The following is a 25,342-nucleotide window of genomic DNA, read 5'->3' as shown; positions in this document are numbered from 1 at the left end:
GATTTGCCGGTTATATGTCGTTTGAGACATGTAGGTCCAGCGCTACCTTCCCGCAATGCAACAAGCTCCGCTTCCGGCGGACACGAGAAGGGAAATCCAGCCATGACCAGCCAGACCAAAGGCACCGTCCTCATCACCGGCGCCTCCTCGGGCATCGGCGCCGTCTATGCCGATCGGTTCGCCGCGCGCGGCCATGATCTCATCCTGGTCGCCCGCAACCAGGATCGCCTGACCGCGATCGCCGACAAGCTGACGACGCGCCACGGCGTGAAGGTGAAGACAATGGTCGCCGACCTCACGGCGCGCGACGATCTCGCCAAGGTCGAGGCCGTTCTGGCGACGGACGCCTCGATCACTCACCTCGTCAACAATGCGGGCTTCGGCAGCGCCGCGCCGCTTGCCAGCGCCGCCGTCGACGAAATGGAGAAGATGGTGGCGATCAACGTGACGGCGCCGCTGCGGCTGACCTACGCGGCCGTACCGCAATTCGTCGCGCGCAAGCAGGGCACCATCATCAACATCGCCTCCATCGTCGCGATCGGGCCGGAGGTTTTGAACGGCGTCTATGGCGGCACCAAATCCTTCGTGCTCGCCTTCAGCCAGTCGCTGCGCAAGGAGCTCGCCGGGACCGGCGTGCATGTGCAGGTCGTGCTGCCCGGCGCGACCGGCACCGAGTTCTGGGACATTGCCGGCCTGCCGGCGAGCAACCTGCCGAAAGAATGGGTGATGACCGCAGCCGATCTGGTCGACGCCGCGTTGCGCGGGCTCGATCGCGGTGAGTTCGCCACCGTGCCCTCGCTCGCCGACGGCGCCGAGTTCGACGCCTGGGAAGCCGCGCGGCAGGCCATGCTGCCGCATCTGTCGAACGCGTTGGTTGCCGAGCGCTATCGCGCCTGAGGCGAGTTGGGCTCAGCAACGCGCGAGCGGCTGTCGCCAGATTCTAGTCAATTTCCGATTGTGCGTCGAGCTGCATGGGGCTGCCGTCGCGCCCATGCAGGCAGGCCGCCGCCTCAACTCCGCTCATCCGGCACCGGGGAGCCCAGTCACGCGGCCCAGTCCAGGACCTGGAGGCCGGGACACGACTAAATTCGGCGGTGTTGGCGGTCACCAAGGTCTGGCCGCGCGATCAGCACGTCACAGGGGCCGATGGGCGTGCCTTGCCGCTTCGATCGGAAGAGTGGCGCAGCAGCAGATGCAGCGCCATTTGGGCCAATGCTCAATGCTGCTAATTATTTACGGTAGAGCTTGGGCGTTGCCGCTGGTTCATCCGGCGCCCAAAGTCGATAGCTCAATTGAGTAAAAACCGTCCATCCCTTGGTGACAAACGCACTGTCAACGCCGGGACCAAACATGGTGCCGCCTGAGGCATTGGCTGAGAACTCATTGACGACCCACAGCTTCAGTGCCGCAGGACCGAAATCGTAACCGACGAGGCCACCCGCGGCCCAAACGTTGTATCTATTGGAGCCGATCGCACCATTGTAGAACGCGCTGGACTTATCGTCGGTGATTTGCCCGATGTAGTAGCCAACCGGCCCGAAAGTCCACTTGCCAATGGTCTTGGTTGCTGTCAGTTCAACATGCAGGACGTCACCACTCGTGTAGTTTGTGATCGTGTTTTTCGTATTGATTTCTAGAAACGTGTTGGCCGTGAGATTCCAGCCATCGTTCAAGTAAGAGACCGCAACGGTCGGTTGGAACGTCCACCACGGATTCCCCCAATTGCCCAAGCCATTGGACAAGCCCCTAGGGGCTGTACCAAGAGCCGCCAAGGCGGGAGCAAATCCACCCGGGAAGCCAGTACCCGTTTGCGTTCCGGTGGGAGCCCAAACACCCAATCCAGATTTCACAAAGAAACCGCTGTCTCCGAGTTTCCAACTCAGCTCGACCGGCGCAATGAACGTGTTGTGCATCCCGGCATCGGAGAAATTAAAAGGAGAGCTGAAGTCGGCCCTGATGAAGGGCTGCGCGATGACAGCGTCATAAGTGCCGCCGAGGAAAGTCCAACCCGGAACCCAGAGAAGGCCGGTCGCTGCGGCGTCTGCACTGGCGGACGTACCTTTCCCTCCATTGAGGTTCCGCTTGATGAAATCCGCGCCGGGGCCGACCGCGTTGGATTGGTAGGTGAATGCCTGATTGAACATGTAGAGACCTGGCGGCGGCGCCGTTGCGGCGTTGCCGAGGACGAGTCCGGGTGGCTGCAACCTGCCCGTGGAGCCAAGCTCAAAGGCGTTGGCGTTGGTAAGTGCTACGGCGGTCACACCGAAAGTAGCCACAACGACTTTCCTAAAATCCATAACGTTCCCCTTTCCAGGTGATGCGCGACGAGCTTCCCTGCGCCATTCCGTCAGCCTCGCGGATCGCACGACGAGTATGTTAGGGATAAAAGAATTCTTATTATTTGTAATCGGAAAACGAGTAATGAATGCTCATTAGTTCGGGCGCGTTGCCTATTCGGAACATGAATACAAGTATTCGTATCTCACATACAATCTTGTCGATCTATGTTGGTAATTAGCTGGAGTCGCGGCCATCCTCGCCAGTGGCAAGTCGCAACTCACGTCCGAGTTGGGCTTTCAGTCGAACCCCAGGGCTGGGGTTGCCCATGAATTCGATTCCAGCATTCTCGAATGCTGCTCTTATCTTTTCGATCGTTTCGAAGTGCGCGCCGATGGGGCCCTGCAGACCTTCCAGGCGGCGGATCGTTGAAATTGCAACTCCCGCCTGCGACGCAAGTTCGAATTGCGCCCACCCCAGAAGGGATCGCGCTGCTTTTATCTGTCGCGTGATCACAAGCATTTTCCGCTGCGTCCATGCGCCGTTACTGAAGTGGAAACGTTTTGCCGAGAAGGAACTGTTGGACGTCTGGATATGAAAAGACCCAGCAGTCCTCCTGCGGCCAAGCACCGGGGATAGGCACTCCGAGAATTCGTGCCGATGCAATGACGATGGCATTGAACCGAGCAAATACGGCGAGGCTTTGCGAGGATCCAACCGCACCGTGTCTCATTCATCCATCGGCATGTCGGGTTGATGTTGTTGGAGTGAACGATGATGGTCCTCGCCTTTACCGGATGATCTCACACGATTTCGAACCGCCCTGAGAGCTTGGATGCCCAGCCGATTGCCCTTGCGACGAAGGCCATGCGCCCTGAATTACGACGAGTGGTCGTCTCGCGTGTCGATTCGCGCCGTGGCTCGTCCGCGGCGGAAGCGGACGCGGGCATCGGGCGGATAGGCGCGTGCGAGCAGGTTGTGCTCGAGCCGGTGCTGCATCATGTCTCTGCGGGTCTGGCGCTCGTCCTGGCTCAGGACCAGGTCGGAACGCGGCTTGGTCGAGCACAGCAGCACGAAGCCGGCTTCGACGTCCTCGGCATACACCGTGAGCGCGCCGGAGCGATCGACCTCGCCCGCCAGAAGCCGCGCCGCACAGGCGATGCACCAGCCCTGTTCGCAGATGTAGGGACTGTCGATGCCGGCATCGCGCATGGCGTAGAGCAGATACTCGTCGGCCGCCGCGTCGAAGCTGAAGACGCCGTCCGGCCGTTCGAGCCGGATGCGAAACCGCGCGGTGCCGCCTTCATCGGTCATGGCCGGTAGTTCCGTCATGGGTTCACCACCGGCTATCGGGCAGCGCGACCTCGCCGATGCGGCCGGTCGCGTAGCAATGGGCCGCAACGATGATGCGTGCGGCAATCGTCAGCTCGCCGTCATCGCGCGGCGCGTAGATGACGAGGCTCTGCGGCGGCACGGCGCCGGCCATGTAGCGCGCGAACGGATGCACCGTGCCCCAGCCCTTGGCCACGACTTTCTGCGCCCATTCCGGCCGCAGCGTCAGATGCAGCGAGCCGTCGGGACGAACGATGAGCCATACCGGCGCGAAGATGAAGGCTTCCGGCTGGCCCATGGCATGGATGTCGTCGAGCGCGCAGGCGCGGCCCCGAGCATTCAGCGGCGCCGGCACCTCTTCGACGCCGGCCAGCGTGCACGCGCATGACGCGAGTCGCGCGGCGTATCCCGCAGGCGAGGTGTCGTCGAGCTGGCGGCAGGGCCACGTCGGCTCCAACCGCGGCGCCGCGCCTTGGCGCGTCGCGAGACGGCGTAACGCCGGCGCCATCGTCCAGATGGGGGGCTCGCTGCGCAAGCTCGTCCTAGCCGAAGCTGTCATAGTGAACCTGCGTGATCGGGACGTCGGCGCTGCGCAGGAGCGATTTGACGGCATTGACCATCACCGGCGGGCCAGCCACGTAGAACTCTGCCGCGGCCGGATCGGGCACGGTCGCCTTAATCGCATCGGTGACGAAGCCCGCCGCATGCGGCCAGCCCGATGGCGCGTTCTCGACCACGGGCCGATATCGCGCCTGCGGAACGCGCGCGATGGCCGCTTGCAGCATGTCGCCGGCGGCGAGATCGGCCGGCGTTCGCGCGCCGTAGATCACATCCGCGGGCGGTCCGAAATCGAGGCGCGCGTCCGCGGCCTCGCGCATCATCGCCAGAATCGGCGCAATGCCGGTGCCTCCGGCGACGAATACCTTGCGGCCGGGCTGGCGCCGCAGGGTGCAGGCGCCGAAGGGCGCCTCGATGGTGATGCGCGCGCCCGGCGTCAGCGCCGCCAGTGCATTGCTGCCCTTGCCGCCATCGTAGCGCCTGGCAATGAATTGCAGGACATTGCTGCCCGGCAGGTTGCACATCGAATAGCTGCGTCGCAGGTCCGCGCCGAGATGCAGGATCGCATACTGACCGGGCCGGAAATCGATCGGCTCGGCCGTCTCGAAGCTGAACTGGCGAACCTCCGGCGCGAGATCGACGACGTCGCGCAGGACAGCCGGTTGCTCGACGCATCGGGGCGCCGGCGCGGACCATGTGCCGGGACCTCGTGTGATGGTGATGTCCGAAATCGCGCGGGACTGACAGGCCAGGATGCGGTTGCGCCGCGCGTCGCGCGGATTGACGGCCGGCGCACCGGGAAAGATCAGCTCGACCTGACCGTCGACCAGCGTCACCTTGCAGGAGCCGCAACTGCCCCAGCCGCATTCGTAGGCCAGCGCAACGCCCGCGCGCCGCGCGGCCTGAAGGATGGTTTCATGGTCGGCCGCGTCCATCGCGACACCGTCGGGTTCGATGCGAAGTTGCCGGGTCATCGACGCCATCCTTCCGGCTCGGGCGGTCGGCGCAGGACGCCGACCGCCTGCCAACTACAAGCCGCAATCGGTGATCAGCCGCGCCTGGGCCGTCAGGGTGCGATCGAGGATCGCCTTTGCGCCGTCGGAGCCGGGCGCGGCCGCAAGTGCCTCGCTCAGGCCGCGTGCGGCCTGTTCGCCGAGCGGCATCCACTTCGCGATCCACTCCCGCAGCAGAACGGCATGCGCGGGGACCTTCCCGGTGATATAGCGCACCAGCGCCTTGGTGGTTTCGACGGCATAGGCTTCGTCATAGTTGCTGAAGTCGTCGTGCAGCAGCGCCAGCAGGTCGTCGTCGTTCGCCCGCGCCAGGTTGGCGATTTCGCGATTGAAGACGTGATCGAAGATCGGGCGCAGCACCAGATTGCGGGAGGCGAAGGCCTCGCCCCAATCATAGGCGATCAGCTGCTTCTCGATCAGCTCGCGAAGGCCCTGCCATTGCGGCGCCTGGGTCCACACCGTGCGGACGATGCCGCTGTCGGCGAGTTCCGGGCGGCCGGTGTCGAGCGCGAGCGCCTTGGCCAGATAGGCCTGGCGCTGCACGCGGCGCATCTCGTTGCCCATCTGGAAGTAGAAGGTGTTGGTGACGAAGGCCGACGGCGCCATCTGCGCGACATAGGCCGCGCTCATCTGCATCGCATGCCCGGGAAACCGGACCGGCAGATAGAACTGGGCGAGGAAGTCCAGCCACGCCGCGGAAAGCTTGCGGTAGCTGTCCCGGCGCTCGAACTCGTCGATCAGATTGTCGCAATAGACTTCGCGGTCCTTCTGGTCGCCGACATAGCGGCGATAGGTGTAGGTGAGGGGATCGCGATAGCCCTCCCAATCGTCCAGCATGAGTCGCGAGCCTTCGCGATGCTTGAGATAGAACTGGTTGATCGACCAGTTCTCGGACAGCTCGAACGGCGCCGGCGCACGGCGGAAATGGCTGTGGAACTTGTAGGTGACGGCCTCGTATTCCGACGGCAGCCGGCGCTCGGTCCAAAGGCTCCAGGTCTTCTTTTGCTTACGTTCGGCCGTCTTCGTGGTCATCGCGGTCATGGCGCTTCCTCCCGGAATTATTTCTTATGTGTGGATCGTCCAGACCCACTCGTCGTCCATCGAATCGAGCCGGCCGCCGAACGAGACCAGGCTCGGCTCGATCTCGGCGAGCCGGAACGGCCGCCCGAGCGCCGCCTGCATGCTCTTCTGCGTCAGGCGGAAGTTTCGGTCGGCCTGGATGCGGACGTAGCCGCCGCGGTCCTCGATGACGATCTCGACGTCCGGATTGTCCTGCTCGCTCGCCGCAATCACGGCGTCGATGATGTCTTCGTCGACGCCCCTGATGACGGGGCCGACCAGTTTCAGTGCCGGTGTGTTGGCTGTGGTTGTCATGGGCTTTGTCCTATGCGTCCTGTTCGGTCTTGTGGCGCAGGCGGCGGAGCCGTCCGTCGTTGGGCACACCGACCAGAATGGCCTCGCCGTCCTTCTTCACCTCGTAGCGGAAGAGGCGGCAGTCCCGCGGGTTGAGGCCGCGGCCGTCGTTCATGCTGAATTCCCATTCATGGGCCGAACAGGTGATGGTGCCGGCTTCGAAATCGATCTTGCCGTCCGCCAGCAGGATCTCCTGATGCGGGCACATGCCCTGGAAGCAGCGCAGCTCGCCGCCCGGCAGATGCACGATGATCACCTCCTCGCCGTCGACCTCGACGCCGAGAAAATCGCCTTCCCAGAGGTCGTCCAGGGTCGCGACCTGCCGCCACGTCACGCCGGCCTCGTCAGACATAGGCCACCTCGATCCAGTCCATCGGCTGGATTCCGGACTGCGCCACCGTCATCGCGGACGGCAGCTCGCGGCCGTTGTGGTAGACGGATTTCGAGGCCTTCTTCTCAGCGACACGGAGTCCGACCGCGTGCTGCGCGACCTTCTCGGCCACGATGCTCATGTCGTCGCCGTCGTCGACGGGGATCAGCAGGACGACGAAGTCGCCGCGAAAACTGGCTTGGAGCGGGAACAGGGCCACGCTTACCTCCCATGTCTGTTGTTGTTGTGTCGGTGTTGGCGGGCCGCTCGTGAGCGGCCCTTTCACGTCATGCGGGTCGTTGCAGCGGTCAGCGGATCACTCCGCCGCGAGCCGCGACACGCCGGCCCAGGCGTAGCTTTGTGCGTCGTTGCCGGCCACGTCGGGCGTGATGCCCATGTATTGCAGCGCGCCTTCCAATGTCGGCGGCTGGATCTGTCCGGCCAGGAAGCGGTCGACGACCGAGAGATGGGTGTCGTAGCGCTCGGGCTGGCTCTTCCACACCCATTCGCAGACCTCGCAGCAGAAGTTGAGCTTGCGCCCGTTGTGCGTGGTGATCCGCGGCGCCTGCCCGACGCTCGGGGTGCAGATCGGAATGTGGCAGCAGTTGCAGACGATCGGCAGCGTCGCCGGATAGGTCTTCTCGATCCGGCCCGTGCGGACGTTGTCGCCGATCACGTCCCACAGCTTGCCGAACCGATCGTTCCAGCCCGGATATTTCTGCTCGAGCCAGTCGCGCTCGGCGGCGGACACGCCGGCGTCGGGATTCCACCACACCGTCGGCCGCCAGAACCACACGCCCATGTGATAGGCGTGATGGACCCAGTCGAGCTCGGGGAGGAAGTGCTTCTCCCAGTACCACGGCAGCTCCATGCCGAGATCCTTGAACTGGTCCATGAACTGCCGGCAGATCCAGTCCTGCATGAACTCCTTGAACGACATCGTCCGGCTTTCCAGCGGCGTGTAGTAGTCCATGGAGATGCCGGTCAGCAGCGCGAACAGCTTCCACGAGCGCCAGAACATCTGGTCGACCAGCTTCTGGGCCTCGGCCTTCTTGCCGTTGTTGATCATGATCTTCAGGGTCGGCTCGCCCTGTTGCGAATGCCGCGCCTCGTCGGTCTGGATCGAGGAGATCAGCGCACCGAATTCGATGTCGCCGACATGCAGCGCGTCGGAGGCCATGCCGAGGAACTGCAGATTGGTGAAGCCGGTCTCGAAGGTGAATGTGAGCTGGATCGCCGTCGACACCGCGTCGTTGGCGGTGAACATGTCGTCGAACAGGCTGCGCGCCGCGATCACGCCCCACTCGTTGGTGTGCATCGCCTTGTGGGCCCAGTCGAATTGCGGGTCCTTGGCCAGGAGGCAATAGGGGAAGTAGATCTGAGCCTGGCCGTGACGGCATTCGTCGAGGGTGCCGAACGTGGCCATGTTGCGCCATGCGGCCGCGCGGCCGAACCGCGCCATCCGCGCCTCGCCGATCGAGGCGAAATATTCCGGCACCGGAATCGCGCCGTAATGCGCCTTGATCGCCGATTTCCAGCCGGGGTCGAGATTGTCGTACAGATTGGAGCGCGCGATCGTCGAGCGGATCGAGTAGATGCCGTCGTCCTTGCCGGCCTGGTTGTGGACGTATTCGCGATACGTCAGCTTGTAGGGCTCGTCCCAGCCCCACCACTGCTCGCCGTGGATGCCGAAGCTCTTGGTGAGCTCTTCGGGGAAAACCTCATCCTCCTTGACATAGGAGAATGCCCAGTTCATGTCGCGGGCCGTATCGTAATAGTCCCGCCGCTGTAGCTTCGGCATGCGTTGCTCCTCCCGAGCTATGTGGTCGCCTTGATTCTTCTTGGTCCGTGTCGCACCGCCACCCTTGATGGACGGACTTTGTGCAACGCGTATCGATGGCGTACGATCTTCGACGACAGATTCGAGAGACCGCCGTTTCGATGTTGTCTGAAGGTCAGTGTAGGGGGCGTTCTTTGGTTTTTCTTTGGTCGAGATCGTGCGCGTGAAATGACGAGACGCAGTCTGGCGCGCGATCTTATACGTGCAGTTACCAACTGCAGCAGCTGAGTGATGCGGTGCAAAAACGGATCGAGGACGCCGACGTCGTAACGTCCAGACGTCGACGATGCGCGTCGATTGATCCAGGGGAGGGGCTCGACGCGGGTCATGACCGAAGCATGAATGCGTCGCGAGCTAACACGTCGATCGCCGCGCCGGCGACGGATCGATGGAGTGGATGCGGAACCGGCGCGGGCCGGCCGCTGGTCAGCGGGTGCGGCCGACGACGTGCAGCACGAGGCCGTCCAGCGCCTCGGTCATCGGGATCTGGCACGCCAGGCGGCTCTCCGGACGGACGTCGGTGGCCTCGAATTCGAGCAGGTCGGCCTCGACGTCGCCGGCAGGACCGACGCGCTCGAGCCAGGCCTCGTCGACATGGCAATGGCAGGTGGCGCAGATGCACGAGCCGCCGCATTCGCCGATGATACCGTCGACGCCGTTGCGCTTCGCCGCCTGCATGGCGCTCTCGTCGGGCTCGGCCTCGACGAGGCGCACGGTGCCATCGGGCTCGATGAAGGTAATTTTGGGCATGGCTGGTTGCGTGTTCCTAGATGAATTGCCGGCCGCCATCGACGATCAGGGTCTGCCCGGTGATGAAGGCCGCGGCCTTCGAAGCGAAGAACAGCGCGCCGCCGACCATGTCGTCGACGTCGGCCGCGCGCTTCAATGCGCCGCGGGACACGCCATATTCGGCGGCGTTCTCCATCAGGCCGAGGCTCGCCTCAGTGAGGGTGAAGCCGGGCGCGATGACGTTGACCGTGATCTTGTCGTCGCCGAGCTCGCGCGCCAGCGCGCGCGTCATGGCGATGACGGCGCCTTTCGACGACACGTAGTGGAGCCACATCGGCGAGCCGCTCATGACGGTGGCCGACGAGACGTTGACGATCGCGCCGCCGCCGGCACGCCGCATCAGCGGCGCGGCCGCCTTGCTCATCATCCACACGCCCTTGATGTTGACGCGCATCACGCGGTCCCACTCGGCTTCGGGGATCGCCTCGAAGCCGCGGCGCTCGAGCCCGGCATAGATCGCGGCATTGTTGATCAGGACGTCCACGCCGCCCAGGCGCGCGAGCGCGAATTGCCCGAGCGCCGCAGTGGACGTCTCGTCGGCGACGTCGACCTCGGCGGCGTACGCCTTGCCGCCGCGCTCGCCGATCAGTCGCGCGGTGTCCTCGGCGCCGCCGAGGCGGATGTCGGCGGCGACGACCTCGGCACCTGCCGCGGCGAAAGCGAGCGCAAATCCGCGGCCGAGCCCGCCGGCGGCGCCGGTGACGATGACGCGCTTGCCTTGCAGCTGGATCGGACTCATGCGGGTACCTCGATGTGCAGGAGATCCGTCATGAACGCCGACGCGACTCCTTCTGCAATCAGCGCCTGAGCCATGGTGGCGCCGGCTTCGGTCAGCATCGACGGCAGCACGAAGCTCTCGAGCATCGCGAGCGTCTCCCGCGGCGGCGTCTCGAACCAGCCGCCGATCGTCGCGACCCCATGGCCGGTGAAGCGCCACAGCTTGTCGGCGTCCTTCATCAGCGCATCCTCGCGCGAGATCGGCTTCTTGCGGGTGTCGTGTCCGTCGATGATCGCCAGGATGGTGTCAATTTGCAGCCCGGGGATGGCCAGCCGCGTGAACGCCTCCGCGGCAATCTTCACACCCTCGATCTCGTGGGCGCGCTGCAACTCGGGATATCGCGGATTGGGACCGACGGCCGCTGCGAGCTGCTCGGGCGGAAACTTCTTCCAGCCGACGTCGTGCATCAGGATCGCAGGCAGCACCACGGAGGCGTCTGCGTCGGGATGGAGGCGCAGCAGAGCCTGGCCGAGACGATAGGAGATCAGCGTATGCTCGTCGTTGGAACGCACGTCGAGCCACGGCCGCGCCGCAAGCCAGATCGGCAGATCCTGTTCGCGCAGATAGTGCGTCATCGCAGCTCCGCGTCGTAGGTGAGATAGATGGTCTTGTATTCGAGATAGTCCTCGATGCCGTAGCGGCCTTTTTCGCGGCCGATCCCGCTCTGCTTCATGCCGCCGAACGGCGCGCGCTGGTTCGACCGCTGGATGTCGTTGACCCAGACCGAGCCGGCTTCGAGGCGCTCGGCCAGGGTCAGTGCGGTCGCGAGGTTGCGCGAGAACACGAAGGCGGCGAGGCCGTAGACCGTCGCATTGGCGAGCCGCAGCGCCTCCCGGCGATCGTCGAATGCGGCGACACCGAGCACCGGCCCGAACGTTTCCTCGGTCATGATCAGTGTGGAAGGGCCGGCATCGGCGATGACCGTCGGCGGCAGGAACCAGCCCTTGTCGTAGTCGCCGCCGGTCAACCGCGCTCCGCCGGTGCGGATGGTTGCGCCGTTGGCTCGTGCGTCGGCGATATGCCGCTCGCTGTTGCGGTAGATCTTCTCGTTGACGACGGGCCCGAGCGCGCAATTCGACGTCAGCCCGTTGCCGACGTCGAGCTGCAAGACCTTGTCGGCGAGCGCATCGAGGAACGCCGCATAGGCGGGACGCTCGACATAGACGCGATTGACGCGGTAGCAGAACTGGCCGGAATTGGCGAAGGCGTGACGGGCGATGGCCGCGGCGGCCGCGCCGATGTCGGCATCGGCGCAGACGATCGCCGGACATTGGCCGCCGAGTTCGAGCGTGACGCGCTTCATCGTTCCCGCCGCGGCTGCGGCAATCGCCTTGCCGGCCCTGGTGCCGCCGGTGAAGGCGATCTTGCGCGGCGTCGGATGCTCGATCATCTGCATGCCGATGTCGGGGCCGCGGCCGGTCACGACGTTGAAGCAGCCGTCCGGAAAGCCCGCGGCGCGAAACAGCTCGGCGAGCCGCAACGTCGACAGCGGCGTGTCCTCGGCCGGCTTGGCGACGACGGTGCAGCCGGCCATCAGCGCCGCGCCGAGCTTGAAGCAGAGCAGCGTCACCGGATAGTTGAACGGCGTGATCGCGATCACGACTCCGACTGGCTCGCGCGTGATGATGATCTTCTCGCCGGCGACGCCGGTCAGCGGCATCTCGGCATGCAGGCGCAGGCCTTCCTCGGCATAGACGTCGAGCAATTCGGCAGAACGCTGAATTTCGCCGATCGCGCCCGCCAGCGGACGGCCGAGCTCCCGGGTCAGCAGACGGCCGAGATCCTCGGCCTGCTCGCGCATCAACCGCGCCGCGGCCTTTTGCAGCCGGGCGCGCTCGGCGACGGGCGTCGCCTTCCAGGCCTGGAACGCCGTCTCGGCCGACCGGATCGCGGCGTCGACATCCGCGCGGCCGGCATCCGGAACACGGTCGACCGTATCGCCCGTGGCGGGATCGAGGACGTCGAAGGTCGCGCCGCCTTGGGCTGCAACCCATCGGCCGTCGATGAACATGTCCATGTCCGTCGTCCGTCGTTCAGATCAGGTCGAGCATCAGAGCGGCCCGGGTCTTGTTCAATGCCTCCGCGGCCATCAGCCGTCCGGCCTCGGTCTCGAGCACGGCGATCTGGCTGGTCAGGCGCGTCGCATATTGGCGCGGCGTCATCTTGAACCAGTCGCAGGCAACCGCGACGCCCGTGGTCGTGTAGCGCCACAGCTTGTCGGCATCGCGCACGACCCGGTCGTTCAGCGAGCGCGGGTAGGGGCGGGTATCGTGACCGTCGATGATCTCGCCGACCGCGGCGATCACCGCCTCCGGCCAGGCCGCCCGCTCCAGCACCTCGCGCGACATGCGTACGCCCTCGGTTTCGTGCAGAAAGCGCACGTCGGACTGCATCATGTTCGGGCCAAAACCCTTCTCGATGATGTCCTGCATGTCGATCGCATACCAGCCGATGTCGTGCAGGATGATCGCGAGGGAGACGATGTCCTCGTCCGCATCCGGATAGTGCGTCAGCAGCTTGCGGGCATAGGCGTAGGACAGCGGAATGTGGACGTCGTTCTTGCGCGCGCGCATGTACGGCTCGCTGATGCGCCACACCTCGTCATAGCGGTTGTCGACAGCGGACTTATCGAGCATTGCAGTATTCCATGTGGGGAAGCAGAGGCTGGCCGTTGCCGGCCTCCGCTGGTTGGTCAGGACAGAACGGTGACTTCGCCGGTCGAACCGTTGACGCGCAGCATCTGCCCGTTCTTGATCGATGAGCTCGCGCGCCCGGTGCCGGTGACGGCCGGCAGGCCGTATTCGCGGCACACGATCGCGGCGTGGGACATCATGCCGCCGATGTCGGTGACGATGGCGTTGATCTTGCCGAAGATCGGCGCCCAGCTCGGCGCGGTGACCGGTGCGACCAGGATCTCGCCCTGCTCGATCAGGCCGAGTTCATCGGCCGACCGCACCACGCGGGCGCGGCCCTCGACGATGCCGGGCGAGGCCGCCATGCCGGACAGCTTGTTGGTGTTCGCGGCGCCATCGAGCCAGCGGCCGATGCTCTCGGTCGTGATGCCCCAGAGCATGATCGTGAACGGCTCGGTGATGACGTCGGGCGGATTGTTGAGCGCCGGCTGCGGCGGCGTGGTTGCGAGCGCGGCCAGGATTGTCTTGCGCCGCTCGATCTCCGGCGGCCAGTAGGTCGGACCGATCGCAGGCGCGCCGACCGCCCAGCCATTGCCGTAGTCGAACAGCGCGTCGCGGACTTCCTGACGGTTGAGATAGAACAGGTCGTCGGCATCCTTCCAGAAGCCGGCGTCGCGGAAGATGGCGCCGAGCTGGCGCATCTTGCGCCAGAACACGCTCATCGACCAATGCTCGATGTAGAAATTGTGGTTCTCGACGTAGGGGAACACGGTGCGGGCGAGGCCGAGCTTGCCCTCGAAGGCGGCACGCGCGTCGGCATCGAGCATCTCGGAATATTCCGACGTGATGCGGTCGCGCTCCTTGGCGATAGCCGCCGTCGGCCGGTCGATGTCCTCGCCCCGTTGCACGCGGACGACGTAGTCCCTGACATAGCCGAGCGGGATGTCGAGATGCTCGATCCAGTATTTGTCGGTCGAGTAGAAGCCGTTGCCGGAGGTGAAGTTGAACCAGGGATCCTGGGCCTCCTTCCAGGCCGTCACCCATTCGGCGCCGTTCGGCGCACGGCCGACCGCCGCAAGCGCCTCGTCGACCGAACCGCTCTTCAGGGCATCGGTGACACCGAGCTTCACGGCGAGCTTGGCGAGCTTCTTCAACTCGTCATCGGGACGGAACAGGTCGACTTCCACGCCCTGAACCATCTTGGCGATGGCCTGGTCCGGAATCGTGGGGAACTGCGCCTTCATGAAGCTGAAGAAGTCGAGATAGGCCGCGTAGCCGAGGTTCAGGAATTCGAAGTGATACTGCCAGGTCTTGTAGAGCAGCTGGATCGCCCGGTCATAGGTCTCCGTCAGCGCATAGGTGTTGTCGAGGCCGACCCCCCCCGTGATCCACTCCAGCGGCACGGCTTCGGGCAGCGGTTCGAAATTGAGCGCCTCGAGATCGGCGATGTTGGCGCGGACCTTCTTGTCCCAGTTCGCCAGCAGGCGATCCCAGTTCTGGAAGTAATAGCCGGCGCGCTCCATGAAATGCGGCACGCGGCCGCCGATCAGTTCGGGCGCGACTGCGACCGGGCTCATGTAGCAATAGCCGTTGTGGATGCGGTATTCGACGCCATTCGCCGGCGGGATCAGATAATGCCGCGTGTTGTACTGACCGAGGCACTTGACCGCGAATTCGACGGTGACGGCGTCGAACGGCTTGAACGGGCTCGGCCAGTGCTGCGAGTCGCAGAACCAGAACTTGCCGTCCTCCTTGTCGCGCAGGCTGTTCTGGAACTGGAGATAGTAGGGATAGAGCTTTTCCCAGCCCTCGGCGCCGGCAGGCGTCTTCAGGTCATAGGGACTTGGGAATTTCGCATGCGCTGTCATCGTCGTTTCCCCTCGGGTTCTCTATTGTTCGTTGGGTGTTTTCTCTGTTGTTCGTCAGGTGTTGTTCATCGCTTGGCCTGGACCGGGGCCAGCAACGTTCCCAGCACGCCCGCGATCCCGGTCTCGTAGATCGTGCTCGTCTGCTTCTTCTTCTGACTCCAGACGGTCTCCGGCCGGCTCTGCAGCGCGACCAGGTTCTCGTCCTCCGGGAGATCGGCGTCGATGGCCCATTCGACGTCCTGCGGGCAGCCCATGCTGCGCTCCAGCGACTTGGCGAGCCTGGCGACGGCGAGGACCTGTGCGTTGGTGAGAGAGGGCAGGGTGCGACGCTCCGGCGCCACCACGCGCTCGACGGTGCGGCGCTCGGCGCGGTCAGCCACGAGCTCGAAATCCTTCTCGGCGATCCGCTGCTTGATGACCTGGAGGAGCACCTTCTCGACGACGAAATTGTCCGGCGTGATTTCGCCGGAGACCACGGGCTCGCCGAGCCCGAAGGCCGAGTCGATCACGATCTTGGTGCGGTCGCCATTGATGGGATCGAGCGTCATGGCCACGCCCGCGGCAGAGGCATTGACCATCTTCTGGACGCCGACCGACATCAGCACGTCGATCTGGCCGAGGCCGTTCTCGGCGCGGTAGGAGATGGCGCGGGCGTTGAAGAGGCTGGCCCAGCACGCCTTGACCTTCTCGACCACGGCGTCCTCGCCGACCACCCAGAGATAGGTGTCCTGCTGGCCGGCAAAGCTGGCATCGGGCAGGTCCTCTGCGGTTGCCGACGAGCGCACCGCGACCGGCAACTGGCCGTCGGGCGACATCCGGCGGTAGGCCTCGCGGATCGACTGCTCGACCGCAGCCGGCATCGGCTGCGCGATGATCGCGTCGCGGATCTCATGCGACAGCTTTTCTTCGTCGTCGACATTGTCGAGCACGATCCGCGACAGGCGCTCGCTGATCGCCGCCTCGAGGCCGTTGCATTGGAGGTGAAGGGCGTAGGCGTCGGTCGAGACCGCAAATCCGGTGGGCACGCGCACGCCCTGTGCGATCATGCGTGCCAGGCTCGCGCATTTCCCGCCGATGCGCGGGAAGTCGGCTTCGCGCGCGGATTCGAACGGCACGATGAAGGATGCGGCTGCGTTGGCGCCCATACGTCTGTTCCCTACCTTGTCGTCCGGATCGGCTCCGGACTTGTCTTTTGCAGCACTCGTCTCTTGCAACACGTGTCTCGCGACACGTGCACCGCCGGCGATCGCCTCGAGTCAGGCGACGTCCCATTCGATCCGCAACGCCGTCGGCACGCGAAACGAAATGTTGTGAACGAAGTCGATGGTCTGGTCCGCGGCTAGCCGCAGCCCCGGCAGCCTGCGGGTCAGCTCGCCGAGCGCGATCGCGAATTCGATGCGCGCCAATTGCTGGCCGACGCAGCTGTGAATGCCGTAGCCGAACGCCAGATGGCTGCGTGCGTCGCTGCGATGGACGTCGAACCGGTCCGGCGCGGCGAACATGGTGTCGTCGCGATTGGCCGAGCCGATCAGCAGCAGGATGTTGGAGTCTTTCGGCACCGGGACACCGCCGATCTGTGCGTCCTTCAGCGCGCGCCGGCGCCAGGCCACGATCGACGGGCTGAAGCGCAGCACTTCCTCGACGGCATTCGCAATGAGCTGCGGCTCCGCGACGATGGCTTCCCAGTTCTCGCGCCGCTGCAGCAGCTCGCGCATGCCGTTGGCCATCAAGGTCGTCGTGGTCTCGTGGCCGGCGAACAGCGCGCTGTAGAGAACGCCGGCGATCTCCTCGTCGCTGATCTCGGCGCCTTCCTTCTGCAGCCGGACCAGATCGCCCGGCAGATCGTCGGAGGGGTCGTCGTGACGCCGGCAGACGAGCTCGCGGCAATAGGTCCAATACTCGACCATGTTGCGCGCATGCGCGACCTGTTCGTCGTCGCTGAGGTTACCCCAGGTCAGCAGCGCGCGGCTCACGGCCCACGACTTCACACGCGGCACGTCCGCGTTGGGAATGCCGACCAGCTTGAACAGCACCAGCGCCGGCACGTCATAGGCGAATTCGCGGAAGAAGTCGGCATGGCCGCGATCAGCGAAGGCATCGATCGCCTGATTGACGATCGCCTTGATCTCCGGCTCGATCGCTCGGAAGCGGCGCGGTCCGAAGCAGCCTTGGACCAGCTTGCGAATGCGGGTATGATCCGGCGGCACGCGGGCCGACAGCCCGGAATAGGCGGTGAACCCGCCCTCGCGCATGATGCGCTTGCCTTCCTCGCACATCGGCCGAAGCGGCGCCTGGGCGTTCTCCGAGGAGAACGTGCGCCAATCGTCGAACACCGCCTTGATGTCGGCATGGCGCGCGACGACGAAATATTTCAGCTCTTCGGAGAAGAACACCGGCGCCTCGGCGCGGGCCCATTCGTAGAACGTGAAGGGATCGCGCATCTCGAAGGGATCGAAATCCTTCGCTGCGTCGCTATAGGGGCATCGCGCCAGCTGAGCTGCCGAACCTGGCATGTCGTCCTCCCATTCGCCTCGCCGCCCTCGACGGCGACCGTTGTTATCGGCTCACTCTAGGCAGTGGCCTTTGGGTTTTCTTTAGTCGTTAACTCTATGATAATACGTCATAAAATGTTCGTCCGGGACACCGGATTCCATCGGAAAACGGTTGGCCCGGATCGCGGCGCCGCCCGATGGCGGGCGGGCGCGCTCAGGCCGTCAGCTGGCGATGCAGCTCCTGGAGCGAGGTGCTCTTCGGCCGGTTGTCGAAATGCTTGAGCGAGTCGAGATAGAGCTTGAACTGGCGGTCGATCGCCTCGCGTCGTCCCTGCGCCTTGAACACCTGCATCGCTTCGGCATGCGCCATTTCGCACAACGGATCGATCGCGAGCGCCTTCTGGCAATGGGCGAGCGCGGCCGAGTAGTCCTTGCGCTCGAGATAGATGTGCGCGGCGTCGCGCTGCACCTTGAAGAACATGTCGCGCAGCCAATAGCGCTTGCTCCAGCACCAGTCGCGCTCGCCGTCGTCGGCATATTCGATCGGAATGTCCTCGAACAGGTCGCCGGTGTAGAGGCGATCGGCGGCCTGCAGACAGATCAGGGCTTCGTCGCTGGCGCCGGCCTTGATGTGGCCCTGCGACTGGCGGCAGAGCTGCTCGAAGGTCGAGATGTCGAGCCAGCTGCGTTCCGGCGGCACCAGCACGTAGCGCGAGCCTTCGCGTCGGACATAGTGGCGCGCCTCGTCGCGTCCGTTGGGCTGTCCGAGCGCCAGCCGCAGATAGCGCACGGTGTGATAGAGGCGGTTGCGCGCGGCCTCGATGTCGTCGGCATTGGGCCAGAGCAGATCGGCGAGTTCGTCGGTGGCGGCGCCGTGGCCGCCCTTCTGCAGGAGATAGGCGAACAGCGTCTTGGTCTTGCGGGTCGCGCCGCCCGGCGGGTCCCAGTTTACCTGGCTGCCGTCATTGCGGTAGATCCGCAAGCGTCCGAAACAGCGGATCTTCCAGCGGTCGCGGCTGTCGAGGTGAATGGTCGCGGGCTCTTCGGCGGTACGGCGCAGCAGCCACATCGGGTCGGCGCCTTCGGCGGCGTGCAGCGCTGCCGCCGACGTCCCGATCCGCAGCTCCGGCGCGATCGCGCCGAGCCAGAAATCCACCTGCTCGCGCAGCGCGCCGCGCGTCTGCAGCCGCGACGGCAGCCAATGCGGATTGTTCACCGGTCCGTCGCCGGTGAGAACCTGCGGATGGCCGCGCAGCGCGACCAGCAGTTGCTCATCGATCAGCACCCGGCGGTTATAGAGCGAAGCGATCGAGATCTTCGACTGCCGGGCGAGGGCCTCGGCAAGTGCCGGCCAGCCCTCGAAATTGGCCGTCGCCGAGTTGGTCTCCAGGCCCCAGCTCATGTCCACCGCGAGCAGAGCAGGGCCTCGACCGCCGGTCGCCGACACCCACTTCTCGATTCGGCTCGCGACGTCGCGGAACGAGATCGGCACCCGCAGCAGCGCCATGTCGACGAAGCTCTTGCCCTCGATCAATGCGATCTTGTTGGTACGTCTTGCGAGCTTTTCAACGCGAGCGATCGCGTTCGCGTCCGCCGCGATCACGAAGATCCGGGAGGGTTGCGCGACGGTGCGGTAAAGCTTGAAGAAGTCTGCAAAGAGCAGCTTTTGCTGCGTTGCGAACAGGGCGAGGTTGACACAACTGTTCTCGGCCATGGGTGCTGACGCGCGACGACCTCATTGGAGGTGCAGACTGGCGGCAGTCTAAGAGCGGCCATCGAAAAGATGCAAGGCCTTGTTTCGCGCCCATTCCTCACGGTCTTGCGATGGTTTCCGCCGGCTTGATCGCGCGACGCCGAGAGCGGTGCACGCGACGATCGTTCCCGATTCGGCGTCACGAGGCGCCCGACGGGACTACATCGTAATACCAGCGGACGATGAACGCCCGGCGATGTCTCGCGTGCTCATCCGCCGGAGGCATGGCTGGCGCGTCCGGTGGCTGCAGTGTTGGCCCGGCGCAGGAGCTGTGACGCCATGACCAGATCCTCTGTCGCAAAACCCTCGCTGAAGCGCCGATAGATCGGTGAGAGCAGGGCAAATGCTTCCTTCGGCCGATGGGCCTCGAGATAGTAGGCCGCGAGGTCACTGGCTGCCCGCAGCTCGAAGGATAGCGCCATGATGGCATGGGCATCGTCGATCGCGTCGAGGAGAAGACGTTCCGCGCGATCATGACGTCCGGACTGGCGCAGGATGAGCGCTTCGATCCGCATCAGTTCGGATCGGCACCATCGTTCGTCCTGACGCGCCTCGTAATGCAACCCCAGCGCAATCGCGTCGTTCGCCTCGTCCACCAGGCCGCGCCGTAAATAGCGCTCGGCCAGAATACCCATCATCGCCGGTACCCGCATGACGAAGCGGCTATCAATGAGTTCGTCGATCGACGCCTTGATCCTGGCGAGCGCCGTCGGATCGCCGCCGAGATCGTCGGATACGGCGGAATAGAAGCGCTGAATCGGCAGCCAGATCCCGATCGTCTCTTCCTTGAGAATACCGCCGAGCTTCCTGGTGTAGTGCGCGAGGTCCGCCTGATGGCCGTTCAGAAAGGACACCGGGCAGCAGGCAAGCGCGAGCACGTTCGACTGAGACGCCAGATGCCCGAGCGTGTCGGCGAGCTCGATTGCCTCGCGTGCGGTGGACGCCGCATGATCGGGACGCCCGCTCACCCATGCGAACAACGCCGTATAGTTGCGTATTCCAATCGAGCGGTCGACTTGAAAGCCCGCCATGCGCGAGTCCCTGCCAATCCGCGGAAATTGGACCGCCAGCCGTTCGAGCGCCTCCAGACTCTCGGCCAAATGCCCGGTATGCGCCCGGGCCCAGGCCAATGTGCGCTCGCCTTCGGGGGCCATCGACCAATCCTCGTGCCCGTCACACAGCGTGCGAAACTGCTGCAGTCGCGCGATCGCGTCCGCGATGCGCCCGACATCCATCAGGTAGACGGCGAGGCCGACCAGCGCATGAAATTCCGAGTGCAGGTGACCGGCGCGCCGTGCGTAGGCGAGCGCCTTCATCCATGTGTCCTCGGTCTCCGGCGGGAAGCGGCGCGCATACATCATGCTCCAGGCATATGGGATCGCGAGCTTCGCCTTCAGGAGATCGTCGAGCTGAAGCGCCTCCGCATGATCGAGGGCGACTTTCACCCTGGCCTGAGTATCCGAAATGAGTGACGTCTCGAACCACAGCGGGACGGTGGCGGTGGTCAGGCGGACGCCGAGCTCGGCGTTGCCGCCGTCGCCGAAGGCCCAGGCCAAAGCCGCCTGGACGTCGGCGAGGCGACCTTTGTAGCGCTGGGTCCAGTCGCCGCTGTCGCGCCATCCCCATTCGGCTTCCGACTGCTCGAACAAGGTGAGGATGCGCTCGGCATGCCAGCGGCGCGACCGGGCCGCGAGGCCCGCTTCATCGAGCCGCTTGGCCGCATAGCGGCGCGTGCTGTCGAGCAGACGATAGCGCAGACCAGGGCCATCGACCTGGGCCGTCAGCAGCGACTTGATGACGAGGCCGCCCAGGCCGACGGTGACGTCGATCGGCGACAGGCCCTGTTTGGCGGCGACGGCGATCACGTCTTCCAGGTCGAACGCGTCCGCGAAAACCGAGGCCAGCCGGAAGGTGTCGGCCTCTTGCGGCGAAAGCAGACCAAAACTCCAATCGATTGCGGCCAGCAACGTATCATGCCGTCCCGGCACCGCAGTCGAACGATCGGCATGGAAGCCCAGATGCTGGTTCAGCCGCGCCGCGAGGTCCTGCACCGGATGATCATCGAGCTCGCCGGCCAGCAGTTCGATCGCGAGCGGAAGTCCGTCCACGGAACGACAGATATGAACGACGGCGTCGACATCGGCCTCGACGAGCTGATAGCCGGTCCATTCGGAGGCCCTGCGTGCGAACAGCTCGACGGCGGGAAAGCTGAGAATGTCGTCCAGACTGGCGGGGGACCTGTCGGCGGGGAAATCGAGCGGATCGAGCCACATCACGGTTTCCGCGGGCACACGGAGCGGTTCGCGGCTCGTGGCCAGGACTTTCGATGGTCCCGACTGGCGGGAAAAGCTCCGGGCGAAGATCGTGACAGCGGGCTGCACGTGCTCGCAATTGTCGAGCAGCACCAGCATCGACCGGTCCTGCAGGTAAGCCACGGCTGCGCTCAGAGGATCGCCCATGTCGCCGCGCAGCCCGAGCGCCGCGACCAGGGCAGACGGCAGGAGAGCCGGATCGTTGATCGTTGCGAGGTCGACGAAGCAGACGCCGTCGGCACAATTTTTCTCCAGCATGTGCGCAGCTGCGATCGCGACGGTGGTCTTGCCGACGCCCGCGGGCCCGACCACGGTGACCTGTGACGTGCCGTGCAGGAGGTCGAGCAGACGCGCGATCTCACGCTCGCGCGCGATGACGTCGCGCGGGACCGGGAGCCGGCTCGCGCGCGACGTGTCGGGGGCAGCCTGCGTCTCGTCAGCATCCGCGACGGTTCGTTGCACGGGCGCGACGAACCGATATCCTCGTCGGGCGATCGTCGCGATGTAGGTCGACTGCTTCTGCGTGTCGCCGAGCGAGCGCCGCAGACTGTGCATGTTGACCTTGAGGTTGCTCTCGTGGACGAAGGTGCCCGGCCACGCCGCGGCCATGAGGTCTTCTTTGGAGATCAGCTCGCTGCTGCGCTCGACGAGCACATGCAGCAGTTCGAACGCTCTGCCTCCCAGCTTGACCGCAGCGCCGTCGAGGATGAGCAGTTGCCGGTCGGGAAACAGGCGGAAAGGTCCAAACGAGTACACTACATTTTGACGCATGAGCCCCTTCAGCGTCGACGTCTGACGAACAGGCGCGGAAGCCTCAGGGCGAATATCTATCAATCGATTGCGTCGTGTGCCAGGGGGCGGCCTCTATGCGCGAAAGGGTCCGCGCCATCCTGCAACCGGGGATGGCGTCCCGCGCAGGGGAACTTGCGCGAGGAGGGCGGCCGTTCGCCTCGCCCCAAACCCACGCCGCTGCAGCCACGGCCGCTGTCGACCTGCCGGGTGCCCCGCGGTGCGAGCACGTGCCTGCTTTTTGATCCGGAGTGGCCGTCAAGCGACGGCCGTCATCGGCAGTTGCGGAAGCTCTCAGGCAGGCGAGACGACGAGGGCCTGGCGGTCGTCGGGAAATCCGCTACCGCCAAGCAAGCGGGCATCAATGGCGCGGAGGCTCGTCCGGCCGTAGATCATCTGCGCGAGGGGCCGAGGACCGTCATCCGCATGACATCGACGCCGCCGTCGGCGAGTTGCGGCAGTTTGGCGAACCAGTCCTGGACATAGGGCATGGCGTTGTGCGCCTCGAAATCGGCTTTGCTGGCGAAGACTTCGTAGAAGATGAAGTGCCCCGGCTTGGCGCGGTCCTCCTGGAGAAAATAGATCAGGTTCTTGGGATCGCCGCGAACCAGATCGATCAATGGCAGAGTGGCCGTCCGCAGCGCGTCCTCCTGGCCCGGCCTGGCGCGGACCTGAGCCACCACCGCGTAGGCGCCATCGGGAACTCCCTCGTAGTTGAGCAGCGGGACCTGCTGGCCGAGCGCGGCCGGCATCCCCGGGGAGGACAGGGCGAACAGCGTGGCCACGAGCGACTTGCGGACCAGAGTTGACATGGACATCCCTTTCGCATGGGCATGGCTCGCTGACGCGAGCGTAGGAACCGGAAGGCTCCAGCGGCAGCCGACCGCAGAGCCCTTGGCAGATCAGCGCGTGATCGTCTGCTGCCGTTTGGCGAGCGCTTCGCTGAAGCGCTGCTTGACCGGACCGAGCGCCTTGACGAATTCGAGCTGCTCGCCCTCGGGGCCCTTGCAATAGATCAGCTCCCAGCCGTCCGAAGGAGCCTCGGTCACCCGATTGGTGTTGGCGCTGCGCGGCGCGGCCTTGCGCTCCGCTTCGGTCCTGACCCGGACCGTTCGGTTCGCCCTGACCTGGGTCATGCCGCGTCGAGCGGATTCGGTTTCGAGATCGGCGATGAACTTGTTGAAATCGACGTCGTCGCGCACGTAGAAGCAGATGTGCATCATGCGCGGAAAGGCGGGACTCATGTGCTGCACCGGCTCGGCGAAGCTGACCGCGCTGCCCATCGGCTGATCGGCCTCGCGGTACTGCAGCAGCTCCAGAACCATGTTGTCGAACTGGATGAAGCGGACGTCGAGCCGCTGCGCGCCGCTTCGCAGATCGGGGACGCCGATGGTGCGCGGATTGACGCTGCGCGTGTTCGCCTCGATCTCCTGGTCGGCGAGCAGCGTATTCTGCACGCCGTCGCCGTGAAAGTCGCCATGGCGGAACACCTCGGTGCCGCCCAGCACCTCCGTGTAGAACTGGTAGGCGCGCTCCATGTTCTGCACCGTGAGACCGAAGTGCTGGACGCCCTGCAGCCGTGCGCCCAAGGGAGCGTCGTCGCGTGCATTCGCCGGCGTCCCGCCCGCGCCCTGAGCTGCGGCCGTTCCGCCCGGTGACGTGCTGCCGGCAGCAAGGCCGGTGATCACGGCTGCGCCGGCGACGCGAAGCATGGTCCGGCGCTCGATGGCGGTGGCGTTGTCGATGTCGTCGGTCATGTCAGCTCTCCTATGGTCCGTGAGTTCACGCCATTGCGGCCGTCTGCAGAACGGAGCGGCTCGGCCGCGGAAATGAGACCTTGCGCGAGGCCCTTCACCCGGCCATGGGAACGGGGGCCGCGGAATGGATCAGCCCGGCCGCGCGCAGTTCGCACCAGAACGAGGCGGGGATGATTTCGGCGAGTGCCGCGTGATCGGCTGCGATGCGCTCGGGGCGGCTGGCGCCGGGAATGACGGCGGCGACAGCGGGATTGGCGAGCACGAACTGCAGGCCGGCGGCCTTCATGCTGATGCCATGGCGATCGGCGATCGCCTTGATCCGTGCCACCTTGTCGAGGATCTCCGGCGCTGCCGGCGCATATTCGAAATTCGGACCGCCGACGAGCGCGCCTGAACTGTAGGGACCGCCGACGATGATGCCGAGCTCATGCTCGGCGATCATCGGCATCAGCCGCTGCAGCGCCTGGGCGTGGTCGAGCAGGGTGTAGCGGCCCGCCAGCAGAAAGCCGTCGGGGCGCGGACCATCGAGCGCGAGCAGCAGCTCGATCGGTTCGACGCGGTTGACGCCGAGCCCCCAGGCCTTGATCACGCCTTCATCGCGCAGCCGGTCGAGTGCCTTGAACGCGCCCTTGCGCGCCGTCTCGAATACGCCCAGCCACTCGTCGCCGTAGAAGTCCTGCGCCACGTCATGGACGAAGGCGATATCGACGTGATCGATGCGCAAGCGCTTCAAGCTGTCCTCGATCGAGCGCAGCGTCGCCTCGCCCGAGTAGTCGTTGACGATCCTGTTCGGGCGTCCGTACTTGAAAACGCCGCCCTTCTCGCCGAGGTCGCGGGCGCCGACGTCCTCGATCTCGTCCATGATCAGGCGGCCGACCTTGGTGCTGACGACGTAGTCGCCCCGCGGACGCCCGGCGAGGGCGGTGCCGAGACGCAGCTCCGCCAGGCCTGCGCCGTAGAAGGGCGCAGTGTCGAAATAGCGGATGCCGCTGTCCCACGCCGCGGCCACCGTCGCCAGCGCTTCATCCTCCGGAATGTCGCGAAACATGTTGCCGAGCGGTGCGGCACCGAAGCCCAGTTTGCCGGGCAGCAGATCCTTGAGTGACATGCCTCGTCTCCTTCAGGTCCGGGGAGACGGCATCGCGCCAGGCGCGAACCAACCAAGCTTCACTTCGACCTCCGCTCGCTTCGACAGGAACGTTTCTGTCAGTTCGTTCTAGGTCGGGCGCGCATCGACGTATTTCAGATTCTTGCGCGAAGACGAACGGATCCTGCGCATCGCGCGGCCGGCCGCGATGCCTCTTCGGCATGCATCCCGTGCACCCCGAAGTCGTTGTTTCACTTCGTTTTACCTCTTTTAACCGTTCG

The 25,342-nt window shown here is 65.0% G+C and carries 24 protein-coding genes; 1 reads left to right on the top strand and 23 read right to left on the bottom strand.

The genetic code is table 11. The annotated features are described in order from the left end of the window. Positions 1-102 precede the first annotated feature (102 nt). On the top strand, positions 103-897 hold the full coding sequence (locus tag ACQR1B_RS12660) for an SDR family NAD(P)-dependent oxidoreductase (protein WP_434831777.1): 795 nt from the start codon (positions 103-105) through the stop codon (positions 895-897). Positions 898-1,229: 332 nt separating this feature from the next. Here the strand turns inward: ACQR1B_RS12660 and ACQR1B_RS12655 are convergent, their stop codons facing one another. From ACQR1B_RS12655 to ACQR1B_RS12545, 23 genes are all read right to left on the bottom strand, one after another. Then, on the bottom strand, positions 1,230-2,276 hold the full coding sequence (locus tag ACQR1B_RS12655; protein ID WP_434831778.1) for a SphA family protein: 1,047 nt from the start codon (positions 2,274-2,276) through the stop codon (positions 1,230-1,232). A gap of 238 nt (positions 2,277-2,514) precedes the next feature. Next, positions 2,515-2,799 carry a helix-turn-helix domain-containing protein gene (locus tag ACQR1B_RS12650; protein WP_434831779.1) on the bottom strand — a complete coding sequence of 95 codons (285 nt, stop codon included), beginning with the start codon at positions 2,797-2,799 and terminating at the stop codon, positions 2,515-2,517. A 357-nt stretch (positions 2,800-3,156) separates the two neighbouring features. Beyond that, positions 3,157-3,609, bottom strand: a complete 453-nt coding sequence (locus tag ACQR1B_RS12645) for a 2Fe-2S iron-sulfur cluster binding domain-containing protein (protein ID WP_434831780.1) — start codon at positions 3,607-3,609, stop codon at positions 3,157-3,159. A gap of 4 nt (positions 3,610-3,613) precedes the next feature. After that, on the bottom strand, positions 3,614-4,117 hold the full coding sequence (locus tag ACQR1B_RS12640; protein ID WP_434875129.1) for a hypothetical protein: 504 nt from the start codon (positions 4,115-4,117) through the stop codon (positions 3,614-3,616). A gap of 34 nt (positions 4,118-4,151) precedes the next feature. Next, on the bottom strand, positions 4,152-5,141 hold the full coding sequence (locus tag ACQR1B_RS12635) for a 2Fe-2S iron-sulfur cluster-binding protein (RefSeq protein ID WP_434831782.1): 990 nt from the start codon (positions 5,139-5,141) through the stop codon (positions 4,152-4,154). A 54-nt stretch (positions 5,142-5,195) separates the two neighbouring features. Continuing rightward, entirely contained in the window at positions 5,196-6,221 is a 1,026-nt protein-coding gene (locus tag ACQR1B_RS12630; RefSeq protein ID WP_434831783.1) for an aromatic/alkene monooxygenase hydroxylase subunit beta, read from the bottom strand. A 24-nt stretch (positions 6,222-6,245) separates the two neighbouring features. Continuing rightward, complete coding sequence (locus ACQR1B_RS12625; RefSeq protein WP_434831784.1) at positions 6,246-6,554, bottom strand: MmoB/DmpM family protein; 309 nt, start codon at positions 6,552-6,554, stop codon at positions 6,246-6,248. 10 nt (positions 6,555-6,564) lie between these two features. Then, positions 6,565-6,945 (bottom strand): Rieske 2Fe-2S domain-containing protein, encoded by a 381-nt coding sequence (locus ACQR1B_RS12620; RefSeq protein WP_434831785.1) that lies wholly within the window; start codon positions 6,943-6,945, stop codon positions 6,565-6,567. Further along, on the bottom strand, positions 6,938-7,183 hold the full coding sequence (locus ACQR1B_RS12615; RefSeq protein ID WP_434831786.1) for a toluene-4-monooxygenase system B family protein: 246 nt from the start codon (positions 7,181-7,183) through the stop codon (positions 6,938-6,940). The genes ACQR1B_RS12620 and ACQR1B_RS12615 overlap by 8 nt, the downstream gene beginning before the upstream one ends. Before the next feature lie 96 nt (positions 7,184-7,279). After that, positions 7,280-8,764 carry an aromatic/alkene/methane monooxygenase hydroxylase/oxygenase subunit alpha gene (locus ACQR1B_RS12610; RefSeq protein WP_434831787.1) on the bottom strand — a complete coding sequence of 495 codons (1,485 nt, stop codon included), beginning with the start codon at positions 8,762-8,764 and terminating at the stop codon, positions 7,280-7,282. Positions 8,765-9,229: 465 nt separating this feature from the next. After that, the gene (locus tag ACQR1B_RS12605; protein ID WP_434831788.1) at positions 9,230-9,553 is read right to left on the bottom strand and encodes a 2Fe-2S iron-sulfur cluster-binding protein; all 324 of its coding nucleotides are present in this window, start codon (positions 9,551-9,553) and stop codon (positions 9,230-9,232) included. A 16-nt stretch (positions 9,554-9,569) separates the two neighbouring features. Next, positions 9,570-10,331 (bottom strand): SDR family NAD(P)-dependent oxidoreductase, encoded by a 762-nt coding sequence (locus ACQR1B_RS12600; protein ID WP_434831789.1) that lies wholly within the window; start codon positions 10,329-10,331, stop codon positions 9,570-9,572. Continuing rightward, positions 10,328-10,945 (bottom strand): HD domain-containing protein, encoded by a 618-nt coding sequence (locus ACQR1B_RS12595; protein ID WP_434831790.1) that lies wholly within the window; start codon positions 10,943-10,945, stop codon positions 10,328-10,330. The genes ACQR1B_RS12600 and ACQR1B_RS12595 overlap by 4 nt, the downstream gene beginning before the upstream one ends. Then, complete coding sequence (locus tag ACQR1B_RS12590) at positions 10,942-12,387, bottom strand: aldehyde dehydrogenase family protein (protein ID WP_434831791.1); 1,446 nt, start codon at positions 12,385-12,387, stop codon at positions 10,942-10,944. The genes ACQR1B_RS12595 and ACQR1B_RS12590 overlap by 4 nt, the downstream gene beginning before the upstream one ends. Positions 12,388-12,403: 16 nt before the next feature. Then, entirely contained in the window at positions 12,404-13,006 is a 603-nt protein-coding gene (locus ACQR1B_RS12585) for an HD domain-containing protein (protein ID WP_434831792.1), read from the bottom strand. Between the two features lie 56 nt (positions 13,007-13,062). Next, positions 13,063-14,871 carry a PEP-utilizing enzyme gene (locus ACQR1B_RS12580; RefSeq protein WP_434831793.1) on the bottom strand — a complete coding sequence of 603 codons (1,809 nt, stop codon included), beginning with the start codon at positions 14,869-14,871 and terminating at the stop codon, positions 13,063-13,065. A 65-nt stretch (positions 14,872-14,936) separates the two neighbouring features. Next, positions 14,937-16,016, bottom strand: a complete 1,080-nt coding sequence (locus ACQR1B_RS12575) for a PEP/pyruvate-binding domain-containing protein (protein ID WP_434831794.1) — start codon at positions 16,014-16,016, stop codon at positions 14,937-14,939. A 111-nt stretch (positions 16,017-16,127) separates the two neighbouring features. Next, positions 16,128-17,384 (bottom strand): cytochrome P450, encoded by a 1,257-nt coding sequence (locus ACQR1B_RS12570; protein ID WP_434831795.1) that lies wholly within the window; start codon positions 17,382-17,384, stop codon positions 16,128-16,130. Positions 17,385-17,577: 193 nt separating this feature from the next. After that, a complete protein-coding gene (locus tag ACQR1B_RS12565) occupies positions 17,578-19,077 on the bottom strand; it encodes an AfsR/SARP family transcriptional regulator (RefSeq protein WP_434831796.1) in 1,500 nt (499 codons plus the stop codon). Positions 19,078-19,325: 248 nt separating this feature from the next. Continuing rightward, entirely contained in the window at positions 19,326-22,199 is a 2,874-nt protein-coding gene (locus tag ACQR1B_RS12560) for an ATP-binding protein (protein ID WP_434831797.1), read from the bottom strand. 410 nt (positions 22,200-22,609) lie between these two features. Continuing rightward, positions 22,610-23,029 (bottom strand): putative quinol monooxygenase, encoded by a 420-nt coding sequence (locus tag ACQR1B_RS12555; RefSeq protein WP_434831798.1) that lies wholly within the window; start codon positions 23,027-23,029, stop codon positions 22,610-22,612. Between the two features lie 90 nt (positions 23,030-23,119). Then, positions 23,120-23,974, bottom strand: coding sequence for a VOC family protein (locus tag ACQR1B_RS12550; RefSeq protein WP_434831799.1), 855 nt, complete (start codon positions 23,972-23,974; stop codon positions 23,120-23,122). 94 nt (positions 23,975-24,068) lie between these two features. After that, positions 24,069-25,082, bottom strand: a complete 1,014-nt coding sequence (locus ACQR1B_RS12545) for an aldo/keto reductase (RefSeq protein WP_434831800.1) — start codon at positions 25,080-25,082, stop codon at positions 24,069-24,071. Positions 25,083-25,342 lie beyond the last annotated feature (260 nt).

Source organism: Bradyrhizobium oligotrophicum (genome assembly GCF_051168495.1).
In the GTDB taxonomy this organism is placed as follows: Bacteria; Pseudomonadota; Alphaproteobacteria; order Rhizobiales; family Xanthobacteraceae; genus Bradyrhizobium; species Bradyrhizobium oligotrophicum_A.
The sequence above is the reverse complement of the archived record's forward strand: the minus strand, read 5'-3'. Positions and strand labels throughout refer to the sequence as shown.